A 23,372-nucleotide genomic window follows, 5' to 3' on the forward strand; every position below is an offset into this window, starting at 1 on the left:
CGGCCCGGTCGCCACCTATGCCTTCTTCGCCCGCCCGGCCGCGGCGGGGGCGGCTGCCGCCCAGTGGCACGCCACCTGGGCCCGGCCACCGCCCGCGAGCACCGGCAGGTCCTCCGAGCGGCAGGCGTCCGCGACGCCCGCCCGCTCCGCCTCGCCCGACGCCAGCACCTGGCAGCGGGCGTGGAAGCGGCACCCGGACGGCACCTTGGACGGGTCCGGCGGCTCACCGGTCAGGACCACCGGCTCGCCCCCGGCCTCCGGCAGCACCGACAGCAGCGCCCGGGTGTACGGATGGCGCGGGGCCGTGAGGATCTGCTCCACCTCACCGGTCTCCACGATCCGCCCGAGGTACATCACCGCGACCCGGTCCGCGATGTTCCACGCCAGACCCAGGTCGTGCGTGACCACCAGCGCGGACAGGCCCAGCTCGTCCCGCAGCCGCAGCATCAGCGCCAGGATCTCGCCGCGCACCGAGGCGTCCAACGAGGCCACCGGCTCGTCGGCCACGATCAGCTCGGGCTCCAGGACCAGCGCGCCCGCGATCACGACGCGCTGGCGCTGCCCGCCGGACAGCTCGTGCGGGTAGCGCAGGAAGAATCGTTCCGGCGGACGGAGCCCCGCCCGCGACAACGCCTCGGACACCGCCGCCCGCTCGTCCCCCGCGTACCCGTGGATGCGCAGGCCCTCGGCGACGGCGTCGTACACCGTGTGCCGGGGGTTGAGCGAGCCGCTGGGGTCCTGGAGCACCAGCTGGACCCGCTTGCGGTACGTCTTCAGCGCCCGGCTCCCGTAGTCCAGCGGCCTGCCGCCGAAGGTGACCTGTCCGGACGTCGGCGGGACCAGGCCCAGCAGCGAACGCGCCAGCGTCGTCTTGCCGCAGCCCGACTCGCCGACCAGCGCCACGATCTCACCGGGCCGGATGTCCAGGTCCACGCCGTCCACGGCCCGCGCCGGGGCGGCCCCGCGCCGGCCGGGGAAGGTGACCTTCAGCCCCTGGGCGCTCAGCAGGGGAGGGGTGGTGCTCATGGGGTGCTCCTCGCTTCCTCGGCGTCCGGCAGGGCCGCGGCGGCTCCCGGTTCCACCAGCACACAGGCGGCCCGCCGCTCCGGTCCCGCGACCCGCAGCTCCTGGTCCTCGGTCGCGCAGGAGTCCAGGGCCACCGGACAGCGCGGGTGGAAGGTGCAGCCGCCGGGCAGCGCCGCCGGGTCCGGCGGGTCGCCGGGCAGCCCGCGGGGCGCGAACCGGGAGGCCGGGTCGCCGATGCGCGGAAAGGCGCCGGACAGGGCCTTGCCGTACGGGTGGTGCGCGTTCTCGTAGACCTCGGACGCCGGGCCCTCCTCCACGACCCGGCCCGCGTACATCACCGCGAGCCGGTCGCAGGTGTCCGAGAGCACCGCGAGGTCGTGGCTGATCATGACGAGGCCGAGGTCCTGCTCGGACACCAGCTGCTCGATCAGCCGCAGGATCTGGGCCTGGATCATCACGTCGAGCGCCGTGGTCGGCTCGTCCGCGACGATCAGTCCCGGATCGCAGGCCAGCGCCATCGCGATCATCACGCGCTGGCGCTGCCCGCCGGACAGCTCGTGCGGATAGGCGGCGGCGCGGGCGGCCGGCAGGCCCACCTGCTCCAGCAGCTCGCCGACCTTCTTCGCAGCCCCGGCCCGGGTCGCCTTCCGGTGCAGCAGGATCGGTTCGGCAATCTGGTCGCCGATGCGGTGCACCGCGTTGAGCGAGTGCATCGCGCCCTGGAAGACGATCGACGCCCCCGCCCAGCGCACCGCCCGGACCTGGCCCCACTTCATGGCGAGGACGTCCTCGCCGTTCAGCAGGATCTCGCCGGTGACCTTCGTGCCCGCGGGCAGCAGCCGCAGCAGCGCGAGGGCCAGCGTCGACTTCCCGCAGCCCGACTCGCCGGCGATGCCGAGCTTCTGCCCGGCGTCGACGGTGAGGTTCACGCCGCGCACGGCCCGCGCCCCGCCGGCGTACGTCACCGTGAGGTCCCGTACGTCGAGGAGCGGCGGCCGGTGGATGTTCGTGGTGCTCAACGGGCCACCCCCAGCTTGGGATTGAGGACGGACTCGATCGCGCGCCCGCAGAGTGTGAACGCCAGCGCCACCACGGCGATGGCGATGCCGGGCGGTGCCAGGTACCACCAGTGGCCCGCGCTCACCGCACCCGCCTCGCGGGCGTCCTGGAGCATGCCGCCCCAGGAGGTGGTGGTCGGGTCGCTGAGGCCGAGGAACGCCAGCGTGGCCTCGGTGAGGATCGCGCTGGAGATCACCAGCGTCGTCTGGGCGAGCACCAGCGGCATCACGTTCGGCAGCACGTGCCGGACCATGATGTGCCGGTGGCCGCCGCCCAGCGCGCGGGCCCGCTCGATGTACGGGCGGGACTCCACCGCGAGGGTCTGGGCCCGGACCAGCCGGGCCGTGGTCGGCCAGGTCGTGACCCCGATCGCGATGATGACCGTCCACATCGAACGGTCCATCACCGTGGCGAGCGCGATCGCGAGGACCAGGGTCGGCATCACCAGGAACCAGTCGGTGACACGCATCAGGATCGTCGAGTACCAGCCGTGGAAGTGTCCCGCGACGATGCCGACGACCGTGCCGATGGCGACGCACAGGAACGCCGCGAGCAGGCCGACCGTCAGCGAGACCCGGGTGCCCCACACCAGCAGCGCCAGCACGCTGCGGCCGAACTGGTCGGTGCCGAGCGGGAATTCGCCGCTGGGGGACTCCAGCGCCCCGCCGGGGGCGTCCGTGACGGACTGCGAGTCCGCACCGACGAGCTGTGGCGCGAACACGGCGACCAGCGCGATCAGGACGAGGGCGGCCAGCCCCCACAGACCGCCCCGGTGGCTGCGGTACTCCCGCCAGAAGCGGGCGGCGGACCGGCGCTTGCGGGCCCGTGCCAGGGCGCGCGGGTCCGGGGCTGCCCCGGCCTCCGCGGGCGTGGGCGTGGGCATGGATTCGGTCGTCATCGGCCCACCCGGGGATCGAGCAGCGGATAGAGCACGTCGGCAAGGGTGTTCGCCAGGATCACCGCGGTGGCGAAGACGAAGAACAGCCCCTGCACGAGCGGGAGGTCGGGCACGCTGAGTGCCTCGTAGAACAGCCCGCCCAGACCCGGCCAGGAGAACACCGTCTCGACCAGGATCTGCCCGGCGACCACGTGCCCGAGGTTCACGAACATCAGGGTGAAGGTCGGCAGCATCGCGTTGGGAACGGCGTGCTTGCGGCGCACGACGTCGTCCCGCAGCCCCTTCGCGCGGGCCGTCGTCAGATAGTCGCTGCCCATCTCGTCGAGCAGCGAGGAACGCATCACCAGGAGCGTCTGCGCGTACCCGACGGACACCAGCGTGACCACCGGCAGGACCAGGTGGTGCGCCACGTCGAGGACGTGGGCGAAGCCGGTCTCGCCGGTGCCGGAGTCCAGGCCGCCGGTCGGGAACAGGCCGGGGATCGGACCGATGCCCACCGCGAAGACGATGATCAGGAGCAGGCCCAGCCAGAACGCCGGCACCGAGTAGAGCGTGAGCGCGAACGCGGTGTTGAAGCGGTCGCTGAGGGAGCCGTTGCGCCAGGCGGTACGGGTGCCGAGCCAGATGCCGAGCGCGGTGTACAGGACGTACGACGTGCCGGTGAGGAGCAGGGTCGCCGGGAGCGCCTCGGTGATCTTGTCGATGACCGGCGCGTGGAACTGGAACGACAGCCCGAAGTCACCGGTGAGCGCGTCGCCCACGTAGGACGTGAACTGCTGCCACATCGGCTGGTCGAGCCCGAACTGGCGGCGCAGCGACTGGAGTTGTTCGGCGGACACGGGTCGGCCGCCGGTCATCTGCTTGACCGGGTCGCTGGGGATGAGCCGGAAGAGGAAGAAGCTGGTGACCAGGACCGCGAACAGGGAGACCGCGGCGCCCGCGATCTTGGCCGCGACGTACTGGAGGTATGCCTTGGTGTTGCGCGCCCGTGGACCGCGGTCGGCCGACGGACCGGCGGGGGCCGGTCCGTCGGTGTCCGCGTTCTGCACGAGCGCCGGAGTGCTGTCAGCTGTCATGGGGAACTCTCGTTACTCGTGCCGCAATGAGGAGGGGCCGACCGGTGGAGCGAGTGTTCCCCGGCCGGCCCCTCTTCACCCGTTCAGGTGATTACTCGCGGTCGTCCGCCGTGTTGCGGCGGCGCATCGCGACGAACAGCCCGCCACCGGCGAGCACCACGACCACCGCGATGATGCCGATGACGACGCCGGTCGAGCCCGAACCGCCGGAACCGTCCGAGCCCTCGCCGTCCGCCGGAACGGCCGACCACCAGCTCCAGTAACCGTCCTGGCCGTAGATGTTGCCCGCGGACTTCGGCATCGTCGTGATCGACTTGATCTGGTCGGTGCGGTATGCCTCGACCGCGTTCGGGTACGCGATGACGTTCATGTACCCGGAGTCGTACAGCCATGACTGCATCTGGTTGACGAGGTCCGTGCGCTTGGCCGGGTCGTACTCGGCGAGCTGCTTCTTGTACAGCTCGTCGTACTTCTCGTCGCAGATGAAGTTGTCCGTGGAGGCGCTGTCCTTGGCCTTGGCGGGCAGCGCGGCGCAGGTGTGGATGCCGAGGACGAAGTCCGGGTCCGGGTTGACGGACCAGCCGTCGAAGGCGAGGTCGTACTCGCCCGCGTACCAGGGCACGGAGACGTTGTCGAGGCAGTCGACCTTCAGGCCGATGCCGAGCTTGCCCCACCACTCCTTGAGGTACTTGCCGATCGCCTTGTCGTTCGGGTCCGTGGCGTGGCAGAGGATGCGCAGGTCGAGCGGCTTGCCGTCCTTGTCGACCCGCTGGTCGCCCTTGAGCGGGTAGCCCGCCTCGTCGAGCAGCTTCGCCGCCCTGGCGGGGTCGTACGCGAGGCTCTGCTCGGCGGTCGGCTTCCACTGGTACGCCGTGAAGCGCGGCGGGATGTAGCCCTGGCCCTCGACGGCGTGGCCCTGGAAGACCTTGTCGATGATGGTCTTGCGGTCGACGGACAGGAAGAGGGCCTGGCGCACCTTCTGGTCGAGAAGGGCCTTGTTGCCGTTGCCGAACTTCTTGCCGTCCTTGGTCTGCGCGCCCGGGTTGGTGGCCAGCGCGAAGAAGCGGCGCCCCGGACCCTCGTTGACCTTGATGTTCTTGTCGCCCTTGAGGGAGTTGGCCTGGGCGGGCGTCAGCGCGGGGGAGCCGGCGACGAAGGAGACCTCGCCCTTGCGCAGCGCGGCGACCGCGGTGTCCTGGTCCTTGTACGTCTTGAAGACCAGCTCGTCGAACTTCGGCTTGCCGCGCCAGAAGTCCTTGTTGGCCTTGAGCTTCACGTACTGGTCGACCTTGTAGTCGGTCACGACGAACGGCCCGTTGCCGACGATCGGGAACGTCTTGTCGTTGTTGAACTTGGAGAAGTCGCCGACCTTCTCCCAGACGTGCTTCGGGACGATCGGCACGTCGAGCGCGGCCATGGTGGCCTGCGGCTCCTTGAGTTCGATGACCAGCTGCGTCGGGCTGGGCGCCGTCACCTTCTTGAAGTTCGCGACGAAGTTGCCGTTGGCCTGCGCGGCGGCCTCGTCGGTCATCATCTTGTTGAACGTCCAGGCCGCGTCCTCGGCGGTGGCCTGCTGCCCGTCCGACCACTTGGAGTCGGAGCGGATGGTGTACGTCCAGGTCAACTTGTCCGCGGACGGCTCCCACTTGGTGGCGAGACCGGGGATCGCGTGGTTGTCCTCGGGGTCGTAGTTGGTGAGGAAGTCGTACATGAGCCGGCTGATGCTGGTGCTCATGAGCCGCTGAGCGAGGAACGGGCTCAGCGAGTCGACGCTCTGCGCGACGGCGACGGTCAGCGTCGACTTTCCGCTGTCGGCGGCCTGTGCCTGCTGCGGCGCGGCCCCGAGGGGCACACCGGGTACGACGGAAGCGGCGGTCAGGGCCAGGGCGGCGGCACCGGAGGCCAGGAGGACGCGCAGGCGCGCGCGTGGCTGGACAGGGAACGGTGGAACTCTTTCGACCATGGTCGGGGACCTCGCGTCATGACTCGCACGGAGAAGGCGGGTTGATCTGTGGTTCGCCAGCTGGTGAAGCGAAGGTTTATCAGCGGTGGTCAAGCCCCGTCAACGGTCATCGAAACGGCGTGTGGTCTGCGGGAATGTCCAAAGGGCCCGCACCGTGGAGACGGTGCGGGCCCTCATTGGTTCAGACCTCTGAAGCCTTACTGCTGAGGCGCTGACGGTGGCTGCTGCTGCCATCCGCCGGGCGACGCGGGACCGGGCTGCGCGCCCTGGCCGGGCTGCTGCTGATGGGGCATCGGAGGAAGCCCGGCCGGGTTCGCCGGGGGCTGGGCCTGCGGGGGCGGCGACTGCTGCCAGCCGTTCTGCTGCACTCCGGGACCGGCGTGCGGCGGGTACGGCTGCGGGGGCTGCTGGCCACCGTACGGCTGCTGCTGGTACGGCTGTTGCGGGGCGTACTGCTGGCCGGGCATCGGCGGGGCGTACTGCGGGGGCGGCGCGGAGCCGTCCGAGGTCCACAGACCCTGCTGCTGCTGGGCGCGCGCGAAGTCCTCGGCGACCAGTGCGGAGAGGTTGAAGTACGCCTCGCGGGTCTTGGGCCGCATCATGTCGAGGTCGACCTCGGCGCCCGCCGCCAGGTGCTCGTCGAACGGCACGACGACCACACCGCGGCAGCGCGTCTCGAAGTGCTGCACGATGTCGTCGACCTTGATCATCTTGCCGGTCTCGCGGACCCCGGAGATGACCGTGAGGGAGCGCTGCACCAGCTCCGCGTAGCCGTGCGCCGAGAGCCAGTCCAGGGTGGTGGAGGCGCTGGACGCACCGTCGACCGACGGCGTCGAGATGATGATCAACTGGTCGGCGAGGTCCAGCACACCGCGCATCGCGCTGTAGAGCAGGCCGGTGCCCGAGTCGGTGAGGATGATCGGGTACTGCTTGCCCAGCACGTCGATGGCGCGCCGGTAGTCCTCGTCGTTGAACGTCGTGGAGACCGCCGGGTCCACGTCGTTGGCGATGATCTCCAGTCCGGAGGGCGCCTGCGAGGTGAAGCGGCGGATATCCATGTACGAGTTGAGGTACGGGATCGCCTGGACCAGGTCGCGGATGGTGGCCCCGGTCTCCCGGCGCACCCGGCGCCCGAGCGTGCCCGCGTCCGGGTTGGCGTCGATGGCGAGGATCTTGTCCTGCCGCTCGGTGGCCAGGGTCGCGCCGAGGGCGGTGGTCGTCGTGGTCTTGCCGACGCCGCCCTTGAGGCTGATGACCGCGATCCGGTAGCAGGACAGCACCGGCGTACGGATCAGGTCGAGCCTGCGCTGCCGCTCGGCCTCCTCCTTCTTGCCGCCCAGTTTGAAGCGGGACACCCCGGACGGGTTGCGGCTGCTCTTCGCCTTCTGCTTGCCCCGGACGAGCCGGTCGGAGGAGAGCTCCACGGCCGCCGTGTATCCGAGCGGGGCACCGGGCACGGAGCGCTCGCGCTGGTCGTGGGTGACCGGGCTCGGCCAGGCGCCCCCGGTGCGCGGGTCGACGGGCTGGCCCTGCTGGTCCTGGGGCTGCGGGCCGCCGTACGGCTGCTGTTCCGGCTGCTGCGGGGCGGGCGGCTGCTGGCCGGCGGCCTGCGCGGGCAGGGGCGGCGCGCCCTGAGGTGTCTGAGGCGGCTGAGGTGTCTGAGGCGGCTGGGGCACCTGAGGTGGAAGGGGCGTGCCCTGCTGCGCGGGCCACTGAGGCGCCTGCCCCTGGGACTGCTGGGGCGCCTGGGGGGTCTGCGGTGCCGACGCCGGTGCCTGCGACGCCTGCGGGAATCCGTAGCCACCTTGCGGCGGTGTCTGCTGCGGGAATCCGTAACCACCCTGCTGCGGCGTCTGCTGCGCGGGGGGAGGAGCCTGCTGCGGGAATCCGTAACCGCCCTGCGGGGGCTGCGGCGTCCCGGCCCCGGGGAACCCGTAACCGCCGACCGCCTGCCCGTCCGGAGCCGGAGAGGGGGCCGGAGCGGGTGCCGGTGCCGGAGCGGGTGCGGGAGTGGGCGCCGGGGCGGGGGCAGCGGGGCCACTGCTGGGCGGGCTGCGGCGCTGCGGGCTGGAAGGCGGGCGGCAGCGGCGGCAGGGCGCCCTGCGGCGGCGGCGCCGGTGCCCAGGGCTGCGGCGCGACGGGCGGCGGGGTGTCCTGCGGCACGGCGGCGGGCGGTGCGTCCTGGGGCACCACGTCCGAGGGCGCGGAACCCGCCGCTGCACCGGCGTTCTCCGGTGTGCCCTGTGCCGGAGCGCCCAGAGCGCCCAGAGCGCCCGGAGTGCCGGCGGACGCCGCGGCATCGGACGCGGGGCCGGTCGGGGCAGTGCCGTCGGGCGTGCCCGCGGCGGCCTCCGACGTCGGGGCGGAAACGGGGGCGGGGGCCTCGTCCGTACCCGTACGGCCGTCACCGGCGCCGGTCCCGGCGGACCCCGCGCCCGGGAATCCGGCACCGGAGCCGTATCCCGGACCGCCCGTCTCCCCGGCCCGGTCCGCGCTCATGATGCCTGCCCCGAAGCTCCCCTCGATCTCCGCGATCTGCTGCTTCAGCGCGGCCGGCGAGAACCCCGCGGAGTCGTCCTCCACATCCCCGTTCCCGACCCCGAACGGGGCCGACGTGCCGACGGGGGCCACCGCCTCCGGCGCGGGGGAGGGTACGGGGTCGCCACCCGCGGCCGGGGCGTCCGCCGAGGCCCGGACCGGGGCCGGGGCGGGCGGTGCCGGAACCCAGTCGGAATCGGCCCCGTTCCCGGTCGGCGGCGCGGGCACGGGCAGCGGTGCGCCGGTGGGCGGCGGCGGGGCCAGGTGCGTTCCGGCACCGCCCGACGAGTCCCCCGGCGAGTTCTGCGTGTACCAGGCGGGCGGGGTGTAGTCGATGGTGAACTCACCCGTCATCTCGACGGGCTCCGCGTCGGACGACTCGTCGACGGGCTTGTTCCAGCCCCCGCGCATCTCGTCCCGATCGCCGTTCACTTTGCCTCCTGGTGTGGTCGAGCACCCTTGTGCGGTCGTGGGTGGGGGCGACCGTTTCCGTCTGTCCGACCGCCCGGCTCTCCCCCTGGGACACGCATCGCCTGCCCGCAGGTTCTTCTGCCGCGCCCGGACCCACCCTAATCGTCATGGGGCCCCCTTCGGCAGGCCGTACCGCGGGGCAGAAACTGTCCAGTAGGTCACGTACCCGCCTGCAAGCCCCCAGGGTGCGACAGAGCCCGCGGAGCGAAGCGGTCAATATGTTGCATACCGGAGTGCGGTGCGTCTGAACGTGATGTGTCCGGCGGGACACGGCCGGACGACGCGTATCGCGTCGAGCCGTGCCCGTACATGAGGAAAGGGACGGCCGTCGTGCGCGGGCGGCCGCCCCTTCCACCGGGCCATCGCCTACGCGAGGTCGAACTCACCGTCCCGGGCGCCCAGTACGAAGGCGCGCCACTCGGCCTCCGTGTACCGCAACACGGTCTCCGGGTCCAGCGACGAGCGCATGGCGACCGCGCCGCCGGGCAGATGCGCGATCTCGACCCGTTCCTCGACGTCCTCGGTACCCGGCGCGCTCAGCCACGTCACGTCCGAGATGTCGAGAGCGTAGAGCTCTTCCTTTTCCTGCTGGGTGCCCATGTCGGCGTCCCTTTCGATCGAGCCGTGTCGTTCCCCGCACATCTTCCCCGGAAGCGGTGGGTCCGGGGTCATGAACGGGACAGTAGTCAGTCCATCCGGCGAGCGGCGCCCAGCAGTCCGTTCTCGACCTCCGTCGCTCCCGTCACCACCCAGTGGCGCTCACGGCCCGCCACCCAGAGCGTGACGCCGTCCGCCAGGGTGGGCAGGGCCTCGCTCTCGATCCGGGCGAGCCCCAGGATCCCGCCGATCCGGTCCGCCTCGTCGGGCGAGACCCGCTGGACGCCCACGAGCGCCGACGTCCGCATCAACCGCGGCGCCACCGGGCTCAGATAGGGCAGCAACGTCAGCACCGACTGCCACGGCGAGGACACCACCCGGCCCCGGGGCGGACGCATGCCGCAGTCCCGCACCACCACCACCGGACTGCCCACGGCCGCCCCGGTCGGCGGAACCCGGCCCACGTCATGGAGGGACACGCACTCCAGACCGGCACCCGCGGCCTGCGCGAGCGAGGTCCACACCCCGGGGCGCCCGGTCTCCACCGCGACCCGCGCCCCGGTGGCCGCCGCCCGCAGCGCCAGTACCTGCGCGGTCCACAACCCGCCGATCAGCAGGACGTCGTACGGCACCGGACGATGGAAGCCGATCATCCGCGTGTGCCCCTCGGCGTCGGTGCCGAGGATCACGCCGTCGTCCCCGACGGGCAACGACAACGCGCCCAGGTCCTCCGCGGCCAGGATGTGCCCCGCGTGCCGGGGGCCGCGCAGCCCGCGCCCCGCTCCGGTCCGGATCGTCATCGTGCGCCTCCCAGCGGGAGCGTCGCCAGCACACCGGGCAACTGTTCGCGGTCCAGCCGCACCAGACCGACCTTCGCGTGCCGAGCGGTCTGCTCCAACACCCTTCGCACCCCGACCAGTTCGGTGTCGGAACCGCCGGTGACCCGTACGTGCCCGGACACCGACACATCGCCCCGGCGCGCACCGGGCCGCACCGTCAGGCTGAAGGATGTCGCGTGCGCCGGCACCTGGGTCAGCAACGAGACGAGACGCGGGAGCGGAGTCGCCCCCCGGCCCAACTCCGGCCAACGGTCCACCGCGTAGGCGGTGTGCCAACGGTCGTCGCACCGCCACACCCGCGACGTCTCCGCCGTCCGCCGCTGCGGCGCGGCCCCCTGCTGCCCGGCACGGGCCGACAGGACGGGATTGGCGCACAGGGACGTGGCCAGGGCCGAGTGCACCTCCTCCTGGTCCAGCACGACGGCCCGGAACCCGGCACCGGTGATCCGGCTCGCCACATGGTCCGCGACCCGGACCAGACAGCGCTGTGCCCCGCGGATCCCGCCCCCGCGCGCCTCGACCGCCTCCCGGCACAGCTCCGGGTCCAGCTTCACCGCCACCCAGGTAACCCGCAGCGCGGGCGCCCCGGTCCGCTCCTGGAGGGGAACGTAGGAGAGCCGTGCCGCCGACCGCTCCGGCAGATGCTGCGCCGGAGCGGGGCGCACCTGCTGCACGAGCTGCGCGGACTCCAGCACGATGTCGTCCACCGCGAGGGCGTCGCCCAGCAGGGCCAGCGGGAACGCCCGCTCGCCGTGCGCCCGGCGCAGCGACTCGCCACCGGCCTCGACGCGCACGACGGCGGTCAGGAACGTGCCGTCCCCGACCATGCCCACCGTGCGGCGGTCCCGGTCGACATGGGGGTACGGGGCGAGACCCGGCACGCCCTCCACCACCGGGGCCAGCTGCGGATCCGTGTCCGCGGCGGGCGCCCCGGCCGCTCGTCCGCGACCGCGGAGCGCGAGCGTCATCGACACCCACTCCGGCACGGCGCGGCCCCGTCGGCGCACCACCGCGACCAGCACCAGCAGACAGGCGATCACACCGGCGGGAACCAGCCAGAAACCACCGAGCACAACACCCACCGCGGCGAACGCCAGGGCCGCCTCGACGAGCACCAGTCGCCGCAGTGCGGGGCCGGGACGGCCGGTCCGGGAAGCCGGGCGCGGAGTGGTCGCCGCGGGGGGATCCATCGGCGGGACGGGGACCGGGGTGGCCGGTTCGTTGCTGCGTTGCCATCGGGAAGAGGAAGGTGGTCGGTGGGCGGACCGCCCCGTGCGCTCGCGCGTCGCCGAACCCATCGCCGCATTGCCCCCTCGTGTCCCCGGTTACCGTTTCTCTCCACGGGAGTTGACCGGGCGATCACCCTAACCCGAGCGATGGCGGGCGAACGCCGACGGGCATAGTGGGGAGCCCGGTCGAGGACGTTTGCTGACGGAGTGTGTGGCAACCTTGGCCGCTCACCGGGGGAAGAGGGGCAGCGGTACAGATGGCATCACGGCGGGACGAACTCAACGCCTACACCTTCGCGAAACGGAGGCTGGTCGCACAGTTCCTCCAACCCAACTCCACCGGTTCGGAGGAGGGCGCGCCGCGCCCCCTGCGCGCGGTGGTGCCCGGCGCGATCGTCGGCGTCGTGATCCTCGCGGGATTCGGGGCCTGGGGAATGTTCAAACCCGTGGCACCCCAGAAGTGGGACACCCCCTACGAGAACGTCATCATCGCCAGCAAGTCCACCACGCGCTACGTGGTGCTGGAGACCGACGGCAGGAAGCAGCTCCACCCGGTGCTGAACATGTCCTCCGCCAAGCTCCTCCTCGCCCCCGACAAGGGCAAGGTCATCAAGGTCGACGAATCCGTCCTCGACAACGGGAAGATCCCGCACGGCGCCACCCTGGGCATCCCGTACGCCCCCGACCGGCTGCCGGACGGGAAGGAGGCCGGCGCGAAGAAGCGGTGGGCCGTCTGCGAACAGCCCGGCCAGGGCGGCAGGGCCATCCAGAAGGCGGCGTTCGTCCTCGCGGAGCGCGAGCAGCGGAAGGTCGAGGGCGCGAACCGGCTGCACGGCGGCGAGTTGCTGTACGTCGAGGGCCCGGGGCCGGACCGGACCCGCTACGTCGTGGACGCCGCGGGCAAGGCGTACGAGGTGAAGAAGGACGAACTCCTGCTCCGCACCCTGATCGACCGCGGCCGCGCCCCCCAGCGGGTCTCCGCCGCCTGGCTGGACACCCTGCACAGGGGGGACGCGATCGACTTCCCGGTCCTCCCGGAGAACCCCGGTGCCGACGCGGGCGTCCCGGGGCAACTGCCGCCCGGGGCCGACAAGGTGGGCATGATCCTCGCGGCGGCGTCCGGCACCGGGACCCAGCAGTACGTGGTCCTGCCCGGCAGGGTCGCCCCCGTGTCGGACTTCGTCGCGAAGCTCCTGCTCAGCAGCCGCCCCCTGGTCGGCCTCGGCCAGGACGGCAGGGCGAGGCACGTCAGCGCCGGAGCGTTCGAACCCGGCGAGTCCTTCGGACAGGACAACGACTGGCCCACCCACGGGCCGAAGGTCGTGAACTCCACGAGCGACGCGCCCGGCAGCCGCGACACCGTGTGCAACGTCCTGCGCGACGTCGCCACGAAGGACGGCGCCGGCACGCTCAGCACATGGGCGGGCACGGGCTTCCCCACGACGCTCCCCACCGGCTCCAGCAGCGCCTACGTCACCCCCGGATCCGGACAACTGTTCCGTCAGTTCAAGGGGGCCGACGTCGACTCCGGTCCGCTCTTCCTGGTCACCGACACCGGCCTGCGCTACGCCATGCAGTCCAACGGCGACAGCGCCCGGGACGACTCCGGCATCGGTGAATCGGGCTCGAAGAAGGAGCGGGAGCAGCGGCGGCAGGAGGCACAACAGGCGCAGAACCGGCTCGGGTACAAGGGCGTCGTGCCCGCCCCCGTCCCGGCGGCCTGGTCCTCGTTCCTGCCCACGGGACCCCGCCTGTCGACCGGTGCGGCCCGCCAGCCGCAGGGTTCGTGAGGAGCGCCGCCGCATGAACACGCAGCTCTTCTCCCCGTACCGGCGTTGGCCGACGGCCGCAGCCGCCACCGCCGTCCTCCTCGTCGTGCTGCCCGCGCCGTCCGCCGCCGCGGACGGTTCGGCACAGTGCTCCTTCCCCTCGGAGAAGTACGCGGGCCGCCCCTGGTCGCTGCAACGCGTCCTGATGGACGAGTTATGGAAGCAGTCCACCGGCAAGGGGGTGCGGGTGGCGGTCATCGACACGGGCGTGGACATCAAGAACCCGCAGCTCAAAGGTGCCGTGGACATCAGGAGCGGCCGCAATTTCCTGCCGAGGGGCATCGAGGACGACAACGGCGACAAGATCGCGCGCGGCAAGGAGAACGGCACCAGCGACTCGGTCGGGCACGGCACCAAGGTCGCCGGAATCATCGCCGCGCGGGAAGCGAAGGGCACCGGCTTCACCGGCCTGGCCCCGGACGCGACGATCATCCCGATCCAGCAGAACGACGCCGAGGGCCACGGAACGGCCGACACATTGGCCGAGGCCATCCGCTACGCGGCCGGCGCCGCCCGCGCGGACGTCATCAACATCTCCCAGGACACGGCCGACGCGGTGAAACCCGCGGACTCCCTGAGGCAGGCGGTGGACGCCGCCCTGGCCAAGGGCGTCGTGATCGTCGCCTCCGCGGGCAACGACGGGCTGGACGGCAACGTCAAGGAGACCTACCCGGCCTCGTACCCCGGTGTCCTGGCCGTGGCCGCGTCGGACCGCAACAACGAACGGGCGGCCTTCTCCCAGTCCAGCGAGTCCGTGGGCGTGGCCGCCCCAGGCGTGGACATGATCTCGACGGTCCCCGTCGGCGGACACTGCTCCGACAACGGCACCAGCTTCTCGGCCCCGTACGCCGCGGGAGTCGCCGCCCTCATCAAGGCCAAGCACCCGGACTGGACGGGAAAGCAGATCGTCGCCCAGATCCAGCAGACGGCGGAACGCTCGATCGCCGGCCGCGACCGCCTGGTGGGCTGGGGCGTCGTCGACCCGGTGCGGGCCCTGACCGAGGACGACAGGCCCATCGAACAGCCGGTGGCGAACGAGGGCATGAGCAGGGGCGAGGCACCGACACCGGCCGAATTCCACCTGGGCGAAACGGCGGACGAACGCAACGCCCGTCTGGCGACCTACGTGATGGTGGGCGGTGCGGTACTGGTCGCCGCGATCGCGGGCACCGCCGTGGCCGTACGCGATGCCCGACGACGGTCCGCGCGCCGGGGGAGAACGGTCGGCGCGGTCGGCACGAACAATTCCTGACCTGGAAGCAGGCGGAAATTGATCGGTGCAACTCGCGGAATGAACAAGAGAGTTGGTCCCGCCATGGCCAGTGGTTAGAGTTCGTGGCATGGCGTCAGATTCGTTCACGAAGGTGCGATAGCAACGAGTGGCGGTCTGAGCAAACGGGGCAACGGGGTAACGGGGAGGGCGGGATCGTGACCGGTCCGGGCGACCTCCGGCGCGGTGTCGGCGCGCTGGAAAAATTCAGGGGGCGGGTCAACGCGCTCCTTGCGGAACTCGAGGGCTCGGCGGGCGGCAGGACGAAGATCGCGGCACAGACGGTGTCGCGCGCCGCCCTGAGTGGCCAGAACACATGCTTTGCGGAAGCAGACGGCTTGTACGCGCAGTACAACCGCGTCCACGACGCGCTCGTCTCGCTCTCCAAGTCGCTCGGCGACCAGATCGAGTACCTGAGCCTGGGCGTGCACGCGGCGGCGGTCGGCTTCGACAACGTGGACGACGACACGCGACGCCGGTTCTACGAGATCCAGGTACGCCTGGACAAGGAACGGGAGCAGGAGAAGGCGGGAGCGGAGAGGGCCGGCAAGGCCGAGCAGCCGCGTTCCGACGGCAAGGTCGGCTCCGCCTACGACGACCTGGAGATGACTGATGAGTGACGCCAGGCAACCGGAACTGCCCTCCAAGGAGCAGCGGGCACAGGATCAGCAACGCATCCAGGGCCAGTTGATCGCCACCGACATCAACCGACGGGCCCAGAGCGTCATGGACGCTTTCATCGCTGGGAGTTCGGGTCCCTCGGGACGTACCTCGTTCGAGGGACATGAGCTCAACGCGATGATCGACCTGATCGAGAGCTCCGATCCGGAACACCTCGAAGAAGCGGGCGCGGCGCTTTTGAAGGCAAGGACAGCCATCAAGAGCGCCGCGAAGGAACTGGGCGACTTCATCAAGGGCGTCGACTGGGAGGGCGAGTCCGGAACCGCCTTCCGAGATTGGGGCAACGGCCTGGTCGCCCACGCGGTGAAGCTGGGAGATTTCGCGGAGGCGGCAGGGACCCAGATCACGGTCGCGGGCACGGGCCTCGCGTCGGTGCGCAAATCCCTGCCCCCGCGCGACAGCCGCCTGGTGCGCAAGAGCGTCGAGGAGATCGAGACCCCGAAGCGGATCGACGGCAATCCGGAGTACGCCGAGGCGGTGAAGGTCGAGAAGGACCGCCAGGAGGCCATCAACCAGGCGAACAGGCTGGCTTCGTACTACGCGGTCTCGGCGGAGACGCTGGCGGCACAGGAGCCGCCGCGGTTCGAGAAGAAGCTTGGCATCACGATGCCGAAGCCGCATGGCTTCAGGGAGAACGGTGAAATCGGCGACCCTTCCACGAGCTTCGGAGCAGTAGGTAACAAGACAACACGAGGCGCCCCAGGAAGTGTTGACGCGGCTGGCGCGGACTTCCTCGAAGCGCCCAGCAATCGAGCTGAAATCGAGGCGTTAGGAACTGCACCGGCGCCAGGCGGGGTTATCTCGACGGAGATTGACAGTGTGACCGTGCCACGTGCTCCTGGGACAGCTCCAGAAACGCCCCCCATGCTGTCGAATGCAAACTCTACGGATCCGATCACAGGACCGATTCTGCCCGTAGCGGATGGCTTTGTGAACCCTGTGACAGAAAGCTCGCGGCGGCCCCCGACACCCACTGGCTTGCCCAGAACAATCGGGCAGCCCGGAAGCAGCGGCCCCGTGAATAGTGGACCTGTGGCGAATGGGCGCACTGGGACTCCGGTTGGACGCCCGCCCATGCTGGGCGGTGGCCCGGCCCCAGGTGCGCCTGGACGCCCGGGTGGGAGCGGAAATCAGTCACCTTTTGTCAGCCGGCCCGGTGTGACCGGAGGCGGGCCTGCGGCAAGTGCCCCCAGGCAGTCTGGTCCGCCCGTTGGTCGGGCAAACGGCATCGTGGGTGGAACCCCGCAGCGCACGGTTCCGGGGGTAGGTGCATCCGGAAAGGGCCGTGGCGTTCCGCGAGGTGCGGTTGTCGGAGCAGACGGAACGAGCAGAGCACCTCGACCCAGCGGGCGAGGGACTCCCAGTTCGAACGGCGTCGTGGGTGCGCCCCGCAGGGGTGTTCCGGGGATGGGCTCAGGTGCAAAGGGGTTCACCAATGGGGGCAAGGGGCTTGTGCGGGAGCCCTTAGGGCGAGGGGAGTCCGAGAACGAGGACCAGGACGGCGGCACCTTGCGCCCGGACTACCTGGCGGAAGGCAGAGCAACACGAGAGGCCGGGCGGCCTGGAACTGCACCGCCGGTGATCGAGTAGGTACAGGGAAGGTGCGGAAGTCAGGATGACAGCAGGAATGAACCAGGCCCGGAAATGCCGTATGCCCGTCAGGTCGCGAAGGTGCCTGCTCGGCACGATGGCTGTGATTGCTGCCTGGAGTGCAGGATTTGCAGGTGTTGCCCCCTCCGCGGTGGCCGCGGACGTGCAATCGAAGCAGTGGTACCTCAGCGCCATGCATGCGGAGGAGATGTGGAAGGTCACCACGGGAGAAGGCGTCAAGATTGCTGTCATCGACTCCGGTGTCAACCCGTCGACACCTTCCCTGAAAGGCCAGGTCCTGAAGGGGTTTGATGCCACGGGGGCGGATGGCGATGAGTATGACGACTATCGCGGACATGGCACAACCATGGCTGAGTTGATTGCCGGAACAGGTAAGGGCGGGGGACTAAAAGGGCTTGCCCCAGGAGTAAAGATTATCCCGATGCGCATCACCGATACGGAATTTCAAAATGGGCGCTCGGTGAATGCGTCTGATACTGGAGATGCTATCCGTGCCGCGGCGGACAGCGATGCAAAAATTATCAGCATGTCTTCTAGCAGTGATTTCCCGGACCAAAGAGAAAGGGAGGCGGTAGAGTATGCGAAGAGTAAGGGGAAACTCTTCTTTTCGGCAGTTGGGAACAATGCCAAAGAGGGAAATAAGGAGCAATTTCCGGCTGCTTATCCACAAGTAGTAGGTGTTGCTGCAACTGACAGTGGCGGCAAGGTTTCTGTGTACTCTCAGCATGGAAGTTATGTGGATATCGCCGCTCCGGGAGACGGCATCCCGACGTGGTGCAACGCGAAGTTTCAGAGCTACTGCGACTCTAGCGGTGGGACCAGTCAAGCCACCGCCATCACATCCGCCGCCGCAGCCTTGATCTGGTCTGCTCACCCCGACTGGACGGCCAACCAGGTCCTCAACGTCCTCTTCGACACGGCGGGGCGAGGAGACTGGAAAAAGGGCACCCTCAGCAATTACCTCGGCCACGGCATCATCCGCCCGGCCGTCAACATCCTCAAGGGCAAGGGCGACCCCGGCGACCCCGATATCAGCCCCCTCACCAAGGAGCGGACGTCCGGCTCCCCGGCCTCCTCCGCGTCGGCCTCGTCGCAGCCCGGGAAGGGCGAGACGGACGAGAAGGCCGGTGACACCGCCATGGCGGGTTCCACCGCCGATGCCGAGAAGAAGGACGACAACAGCCGACTCGGGCTGATCCTCGGCGGAGCGGCGGCGGTCGTCGTGCTGGGCGGCGGGGCCTTCGTCCTCGTCCGTAGGCGCCGCGCCGTCTGACCGGCCGCAGGACCCCCACCCGTACCTGCCGGCGAGCGAAGCCGGACCGAACGACCGAACAAGAGCACCAGACCAGAAAGGAAGCCGAAGCATGGCTGATCAGAAGCTCTCGGATGCCGCTCTCCTCAAGCTGGAGGGCGAGCTCTCCACGCGGTTCGACTCCGTGAAGGGGCAGTTGAAGACGCTTCAGGCGACGATCGACAGCCTGGAAGGCGCTTGGAAGGGCATCGGTGCCGGTGCCTTCAACACCAAGCAGGAAGAGGTCAACCGGAAGATGGTCAGCATCGCCCACCGGCTCCTCAACTTCCAGGAGGCCATCAAGGCGGCGCGCACCATTTCGGGCAACACCGAGGACGAGGTCCGGCAGGCCCTGCAGGGCGTCGACGTCGTCGGCGGTTACTCGGGCGACGCGACCGCCGAGGCGAGGATCTCGAACCTCAACAAGTTCTGACCCGGTCACGCCCGCACCACCACACACGACGTCTGCATCGCGTACGACACCCGAACCACGTACGACACCTGCACCACATACGACGTCTTCACGCCAAACCTGGACAACTAGATAACACGGGAGGACCGCATGTCGAGCAACCCCGACGGCACGATGGTTGTCACTTATTCGAGCCTGGATCTCGCGGCCGGTGCCATCGAGCGGCAGAGCAAGCAGCTCCAGGAGGACCTCGCCTCCATCAAGCGGATGATCACCAACGTGTCCGAGCTCTGGGTGGGCGAGGCCAAGAGCGCCTACGACTCCGCTCAGCGCGGCTGGGACAACGACGCCAGGGCGATTCACAGCGCCCTGAGCGAGATCTCCCGCAAGGTGCGCGAAGCCGGTGCCGCGTACCACGCCGGTGACAAGCGGGCGAGGGCCAACTTCGAGTAGGGCTCGGCGGGAACACAACGGGTCGGGGTGGGCACGCACGGGAGGTGCCCACCCCGACCCATTGTGTTCCGAGAGGTGGAGCGGTGGGACGGGCACGACCTCCACCCGCCCCACCGCCTCGCGCTACCGCTCCCCGTCCATGAGCCCCGACTGCACCAGCGGATTCCCCCGCCGCCGCGTGACGAACACCCCGCGCCCCGGAGGCATCGGGCGCGGCCGCACGTTGCCGAGGACGTCCCCCTCGACGGGGTCGCCCGAGAGCATCAGGCCCTGCGCGCCCAGCTCCATGACGCGCTGCATGAACGGCTCGTACAGGGCCCGTCCGGCCCCCGCCGTGCTGCGGGCGATGATGAACCGGACCCCGACGTCACGCGAGAACGGCAGCATCTCCGTCAGTCTGGCCAGCGGGTTCCCGGCGGCCGTGGAGACCAGGTCGTAGTCGTCGATGACCACGTACACCGTCGGCCCGCTCCACCAACTGCGTTCGCGCAGCTCCTGCGCCGTGACGTCGGGCGACGGCGTGCGGCGTTCCATCAGGTTGTACAGCGCGTCCACGTGGTGCTCCATGTTGTTGGACATGGGCACGTACTCCGCCAGGTGCGTCGCGGGGGTGGCGTCCAGGAGCGTCCGCCGGTTGTCGATGACGAAGAACTTGCAGACGTTCCCGTCGTACCTCTCGCTCAGCTGCTTGACGAGCAGGCGCAGCAGGTTGGACTTGCCGGACTCGCTCTCGCCGAACACCAGGAAGAACGGGTCGCGCTCGAAGTCGAGGAAGACCGGCTCCAGGTTGTTCTCGTCGATGCCGAACGCGATGCCCCGCTCCGGATGGGCGTGGCCCGGGGGCAGCTCGCGCGCCGGGAGTTCGCGGGGCAGCAGCCGGACCGCCGGGGCGGGCGCCGCGGTCCAGTGCCGGGCGACCTCCCGGTTCATGGCCGCCGTCGCCTCGGAGAGGTCGCTGTCGGAGTTGATGCCGTCGATCCGCGGTACCGCGGCCATGAAGTGCAGCTTCTCCGGCGTGAGGCCGCGACCGGGCACACCGGCCGGCACGTTGGCGGCGGCCCTGCGGTCCAGCTCGGAGTCCATGACGTCACCGAGCCGCAGTTCGAGCCGGTTCATCAGGTGGTCCTTGAGGTTGGCCCGGACCTCCATGGAACGCGACGTCGTGACGACCAGGTGGATGCCGTACCCGAGGCCGCGCGCCGCGATGTCCACAACAGCGGCCTCCAGCCCCTCGTAGTCCGTACGGAAGCTGCCCCAGCCGTCGACGAGCAGGAAGACGTCGCCCCACGGCTGGTCCGTGACCGGGATGTCGCCGCGCGTCCGCAGCCTGCGGAAGGTGGCGATGGAGTCGATGCCCGCGCTGCGGAAGTACTCCTCGCGCCGCGCCATGATCCCGTACACCTCGGAGACCGTGCGCCGCACCCGCTCGGGGTCGAGCCGGGAGGCGATCCCGCCGACGTGCGGCAGCCCGGAGAGCGAGGCCATGCCACCGCCGCCGAAGTCCAGCCCGTAGAACTGGACCTCCTGGGGCGTGTGGGTGAGCGCGAAGCCCGCGACGAGGGTGCGCAGCAGCGTGGACTTGCCGGACTGCGGGCCACCGGTGATCTGCATGTGGCCCGCCGCCCCGGAGAAGTCCCGGTAGAGCGTGTCGCGCCGCTGCTCGTACGGCTTGTCGACCACACCGAGCGGTACGACGAGACGCCCCGCGCCCTCGAAGCCGGGCCGGGTCAGTCCCCGGCCCTCGACCGGGGAGAGCCCCGGCAGGAGCTCGTCCAGCGACGGCGGGTTGTCCAGCGGCGGGAGCCACACCTGGTGCGCGGAGGCGCCCCGGCCCTCCAGCCGGCCCACGATCACGTCGAGCACCGTGTCCGCCAGGGCGTCGTCCTCCGGTGTGCGCGCGTCGGGCACACCGGCCCCGCCCGCCGGATCCGGCTGCACGTACCGCACCGGCACCGGAGCCGCCGTGAACACCACCGGCCTGCGGTCCACCGGCAGCGGCCCGGAGGGCGCGGACGCCCGGGCACCCGAGCGGTACACCCCGGAGACGTACGCGGCCTTGAAGCGCACCATCTCGTCCGTGCCGTACTTCAGATAGCCGGAACCGGGCACGTTGGGCAGGTGGTAGGCGTCGGGCACGCCCAGTGCCGCCCGGGACTCGCCGGCCGAGAAGGTGCGCAGCCCGACCCGGTACGACAGATAGGTCTCCAGACCGCGCAGCCGCCCCTCCTCCAGGCGCTGCGAGGCCAGCAGCAGATGGACGCCCAGCGAACGGCCGATGCGCCCGATCTGCACGAACATCTCGATGAAGTCGGGCTTGGCCGTGAGGAGTTCGCTGAACTCGTCGATGACCAGGACGAGGGAGGGGATCGGCTGCAACGGGGCGCCCGCCGCGCGCGCCTTCTCGTAGTCGTGGATGTTGGCGTAGTTGCCCGCGTCGCGCAGCATCTCCTGACGGCGGTTGAGCTCGCCGCCGATGGAGTCGCCCATGCGGTCGACCAGCGTCAGATCGTCCGCGAGGTTGGTGATCACCGCCGCGACGTGGGGCATCCGGGCCATGCCGGCGAAGGTGGCACCGCCCTTGAAGTCCGCGAGGACGAAGTTGAGCGTCTCCGAGGTGTGGGTGACGGCGAGGCCGAGCACCAGCGTGCGCAGCAGTTCGGACTTGCCGGAACCGGTGGCGCCGACGCACAGGCCGTGCGGCCCCATGCCCTCCTGGGCCGCTTCCTTCAGGTCCAGCATCACCGGGCTGCCGTCCTCGCCGACACCGATCGGGACGCGCAGCCGCTCCGTACGGGAACGGGCCCGCCAGGTCCGGCCGACATCGATCGAGGCCGCGTCACCGAGATTCAGCAGATCGGTGAACTCCAGCTCGGCGAGCAGCGGTTCGTCGTCGTCCCCGCCCGAGGCCGCGCGAAGCGGCGCCAGCTGCCGGGCCAGCGCCTCGGCGGCCTCCGGACCGAGCAGATCGGGAAGACCGTCGTAGACCAGCCCGTGCCCGGACTCCAGCCGCAGCGAACGGGGGTGCACCACGACGGACAGGCCGCCGCGCCCTCCGCCGATCTCGCCCGGCACGAGCTCGATGACCGTCACGCCCTGGAGCCCCTCGGCCGCGGCGAGGGCCGACACCGGCGACACGGACCGGCCGTCGAGCACGACGACGACATGGGGCCGGTCCATGAGCGGCTGGCCGTCGGGCTGGAAGCGCGGCCGGCCCTCCAGCGGGCCCGCGAGCAACTCCTCCAGCTCCGCGACGTCGGTGGTGATCAGCCGGCGGCTGCCGGCCCCGTCGACGACACCCGGCACCTGGACGTGCGGGAGCCACTTCGCCCAGTCCCAGTGCGGGGCGGCGTCCTGCCCCGTCGCGACGGCGACGACCAGATCCTCGGGGGAGTGCAGGGAGGCGAGCGCGCCGACCATCGCACGGGCCGTGGAACGGACGGACTCCTCCTCGCCGCTGACGGTCAGGTGGTAGAAGGCGCGCAGCGAGACCGCCATGGGCAGGCCGTCCAGCGTGCTGTGGGCGCTCAGGAACCGCCGCATCGCCCCGGCGGTCAGCGGCTCCAGCTCGTCGACCGGCGCGGTCTCGGGAGCGATGAGCGGCGTGGCGAGCTCCTGGCTGCCCAGGCCGATGCGCACCTGCGCGAAGTCGGCGTCACCGACGCGGCGTTCCCACACCCGGCCGCCCTCGGCGACGAGCGCCCACAACTGGTCCGGGGACGGGTGGAGATAGAACTGGGCGTCGCGCTGCTTGCGCGCCGTCTCCAGCACGGACCGTCTGGTTTGAGTCAGATATTTCAGGTAGTCGCGCCGTAAGTCCGCGAGTTGACCCTGGGTGCCCCGCCGGAGACGGACGATCATCGCGATGGCCATGGCGACCGTGGACGCGATCATGATTATGCCCATGATGCGCATGACCGGGTTCGGGGTCATGAAGAAGAAGACGACGGAACCGCCCATGCCCAGCATCGGCAGCAGCTGCATCATCATCCCCTCCTGCTGACCGCGAGGCAGCTCGGGAGGAGGTTGCAATTGCACCTGTCCATCCGGGACCTCGGAGGGCAGGGCCCGCGGTGGGCGCTTGACGACGGTCTGACTCACGTCTCACCAATTCCCTTGCCGGAAAGAGCTG

At 70.4% G+C, this 23,372-nt stretch carries 16 protein-coding genes and 1 pseudogene; 7 read left to right on the forward strand and 10 right to left on the reverse strand.

Annotated features, from left to right (window positions below; translation table 11 throughout):
* Positions 1 to 15: 15 nt before the first annotated feature.
* From EAO76_RS33160 to eccE, 9 genes and pseudogenes are all read right to left on the reverse strand, one after another.
* Positions 16 to 1,026: an ABC transporter ATP-binding protein gene (locus EAO76_RS33160; protein WP_148839684.1), complete on the reverse strand. Its 1,011-nt coding sequence runs from the start codon at positions 1,024 to 1,026 to the stop codon at positions 16 to 18.
* Positions 1,023 to 2,045: an ABC transporter ATP-binding protein gene (locus EAO76_RS33165; RefSeq protein ID WP_148839686.1), complete on the reverse strand. Its 1,023-nt coding sequence runs from the start codon at positions 2,043 to 2,045 to the stop codon at positions 1,023 to 1,025. The genes EAO76_RS33160 and EAO76_RS33165 overlap by 4 nt, the downstream gene beginning before the upstream one ends.
* Complete coding sequence (locus EAO76_RS33170) at positions 2,042 to 2,983, reverse strand: ABC transporter permease (RefSeq protein ID WP_148839688.1); 942 nt, start codon at positions 2,981 to 2,983, stop codon at positions 2,042 to 2,044. The genes EAO76_RS33165 and EAO76_RS33170 overlap by 4 nt, the downstream gene beginning before the upstream one ends.
* Positions 2,980 to 4,059, reverse strand: a complete 1,080-nt coding sequence (locus EAO76_RS33175; protein ID WP_148839690.1) for an ABC transporter permease — start codon at positions 4,057 to 4,059, stop codon at positions 2,980 to 2,982. Before EAO76_RS33175 ends, EAO76_RS33170 begins: the two co-directional genes overlap by 4 nt.
* 91 nt (positions 4,060 to 4,150) lie before the next feature.
* Positions 4,151 to 6,022 carry an ABC transporter substrate-binding protein gene (locus tag EAO76_RS33180; RefSeq protein WP_148839691.1) on the reverse strand — a complete coding sequence of 624 codons (1,872 nt, stop codon included), beginning with the start codon at positions 6,020 to 6,022 and terminating at the stop codon, positions 4,151 to 4,153.
* Between the two features lie 197 nt (positions 6,023 to 6,219).
* Positions 6,220 to 8,992: pseudogene (locus EAO76_RS33185) on the reverse strand (SCO5717 family growth-regulating ATPase).
* Positions 8,993 to 9,397: 405 nt separating this feature from the next.
* Positions 9,398 to 9,631 carry a DUF397 domain-containing protein gene (locus tag EAO76_RS33190; protein ID WP_148840450.1) on the reverse strand — a complete coding sequence of 78 codons (234 nt, stop codon included), beginning with the start codon at positions 9,629 to 9,631 and terminating at the stop codon, positions 9,398 to 9,400.
* An 86-nt stretch (positions 9,632 to 9,717) separates the two neighbouring features.
* On the reverse strand, positions 9,718 to 10,428 hold the full coding sequence (locus tag EAO76_RS33195; RefSeq protein ID WP_148839693.1) for a hypothetical protein: 711 nt from the start codon (positions 10,426 to 10,428) through the stop codon (positions 9,718 to 9,720).
* The gene (gene eccE, locus EAO76_RS33200) at positions 10,425 to 11,765 is read right to left on the reverse strand and encodes a type VII secretion protein EccE (RefSeq protein WP_148839695.1); all 1,341 of its coding nucleotides are present in this window, start codon (positions 11,763 to 11,765) and stop codon (positions 10,425 to 10,427) included. The genes EAO76_RS33195 and eccE overlap by 4 nt, the downstream gene beginning before the upstream one ends.
* A 188-nt stretch (positions 11,766 to 11,953) precedes the next feature.
* Between eccE and eccB the strand changes: the two genes are divergently transcribed.
* The 7 genes from eccB (at position 11,954) to EAO76_RS33235 (ending at position 19,243) form a co-directional block, all read left to right on the forward strand.
* A complete protein-coding gene (gene eccB, locus EAO76_RS33205) occupies positions 11,954 to 13,486 on the forward strand; it encodes a type VII secretion protein EccB (protein WP_148839697.1) in 1,533 nt (510 codons plus the stop codon).
* 13 nt (positions 13,487 to 13,499) lie between these two features.
* Positions 13,500 to 14,777, forward strand: a complete 1,278-nt coding sequence (gene mycP / locus EAO76_RS33210) for a type VII secretion-associated serine protease mycosin (protein WP_148839699.1) — start codon at positions 13,500 to 13,502, stop codon at positions 14,775 to 14,777.
* Between the two features lie 173 nt (positions 14,778 to 14,950).
* Positions 14,951 to 15,415 (forward strand): hypothetical protein, encoded by a 465-nt coding sequence (locus EAO76_RS33215; protein WP_262376047.1) that lies wholly within the window; start codon positions 14,951 to 14,953, stop codon positions 15,413 to 15,415.
* Positions 15,408 to 17,066: a hypothetical protein gene (locus EAO76_RS33220; protein WP_148839700.1), complete on the forward strand. Its 1,659-nt coding sequence runs from the start codon at positions 15,408 to 15,410 to the stop codon at positions 17,064 to 17,066. The genes EAO76_RS33215 and EAO76_RS33220 overlap by 8 nt, the downstream gene beginning before the upstream one ends.
* Before the next feature lie 25 nt (positions 17,067 to 17,091).
* Entirely contained in the window at positions 17,092 to 18,360 is a 1,269-nt protein-coding gene (locus tag EAO76_RS33225; protein ID WP_148839702.1) for a S8 family serine peptidase, read from the forward strand.
* A 91-nt stretch (positions 18,361 to 18,451) separates the two neighbouring features.
* The gene (locus tag EAO76_RS33230) at positions 18,452 to 18,811 is read left to right on the forward strand and encodes a WXG100 family type VII secretion target (RefSeq protein ID WP_148839704.1); all 360 of its coding nucleotides are present in this window, start codon (positions 18,452 to 18,454) and stop codon (positions 18,809 to 18,811) included.
* A gap of 129 nt (positions 18,812 to 18,940) precedes the next feature.
* Positions 18,941 to 19,243, forward strand: coding sequence for a WXG100 family type VII secretion target (locus tag EAO76_RS33235; protein WP_148839706.1), 303 nt, complete (start codon positions 18,941 to 18,943; stop codon positions 19,241 to 19,243).
* Positions 19,244 to 19,366: 123 nt separating this feature from the next.
* On the opposite strand, the gene eccCa is transcribed toward EAO76_RS33235, so the two are convergent.
* Positions 19,367 to 23,341 (reverse strand): type VII secretion protein EccCa, encoded by a 3,975-nt coding sequence (gene eccCa, locus EAO76_RS33240; protein WP_148839707.1) that lies wholly within the window; start codon positions 23,339 to 23,341, stop codon positions 19,367 to 19,369.
* Positions 23,342 to 23,372 lie beyond the last annotated feature (31 nt).

It is taken from the genome of Streptomyces sp. sk2.1 (assembly GCF_008120935.1).
Classification (GTDB): Bacteria; Actinomycetota; Actinomycetes; order Streptomycetales; family Streptomycetaceae; genus Streptomyces.

Bases quoted from the DNA above. Each gene is read 5' to 3' on its own strand.
- EAO76_RS33225 (WP_148839702.1), top strand. From the start codon at position 17,092: ATGACAGCAGGAATGAACCAGGCCCGGAAATGCCGTATGCCCGTCAGG.
- EAO76_RS33235 (WP_148839706.1), top strand. From the start codon at position 18,941: ATGTCGAGCAACCCCGACGGCACGATGGTTGTCACTTATTCGAGCCTG.
- eccB (WP_148839697.1), top strand. From the start codon at position 11,954: ATGGCATCACGGCGGGACGAACTCAACGCCTACACCTTCGCGAAACGG.
- EAO76_RS33180 (WP_148839691.1), bottom strand. From the start codon at position 6,022: ATGGTCGAAAGAGTTCCACCGTTCCCTGTCCAGCCACGCGCGCGCCTG.
- EAO76_RS33230 (WP_148839704.1), top strand. From the start codon at position 18,452: ATGGCTGATCAGAAGCTCTCGGATGCCGCTCTCCTCAAGCTGGAGGGC.
- EAO76_RS33190 (WP_148840450.1), bottom strand. From the start codon at position 9,631: ATGGGCACCCAGCAGGAAAAGGAAGAGCTCTACGCTCTCGACATCTCG.
- EAO76_RS33220 (WP_148839700.1), top strand. From the start codon at position 15,408: ATGAGTGACGCCAGGCAACCGGAACTGCCCTCCAAGGAGCAGCGGGCA.
- EAO76_RS33175 (WP_148839690.1), bottom strand. From the start codon at position 4,059: ATGACAGCTGACAGCACTCCGGCGCTCGTGCAGAACGCGGACACCGAC.
- eccE (WP_148839695.1), bottom strand. From the start codon at position 11,765: ATGGGTTCGGCGACGCGCGAGCGCACGGGGCGGTCCGCCCACCGACCA.
- mycP (WP_148839699.1), top strand. From the start codon at position 13,500: ATGAACACGCAGCTCTTCTCCCCGTACCGGCGTTGGCCGACGGCCGCA.
- EAO76_RS33160 (WP_148839684.1), bottom strand. From the start codon at position 1,026: ATGAGCACCACCCCTCCCCTGCTGAGCGCCCAGGGGCTGAAGGTCACC.
- EAO76_RS33195 (WP_148839693.1), bottom strand. From the start codon at position 10,428: ATGACGATCCGGACCGGAGCGGGGCGCGGGCTGCGCGGCCCCCGGCAC.
- EAO76_RS33170 (WP_148839688.1), bottom strand. From the start codon at position 2,983: ATGACGACCGAATCCATGCCCACGCCCACGCCCGCGGAGGCCGGGGCA.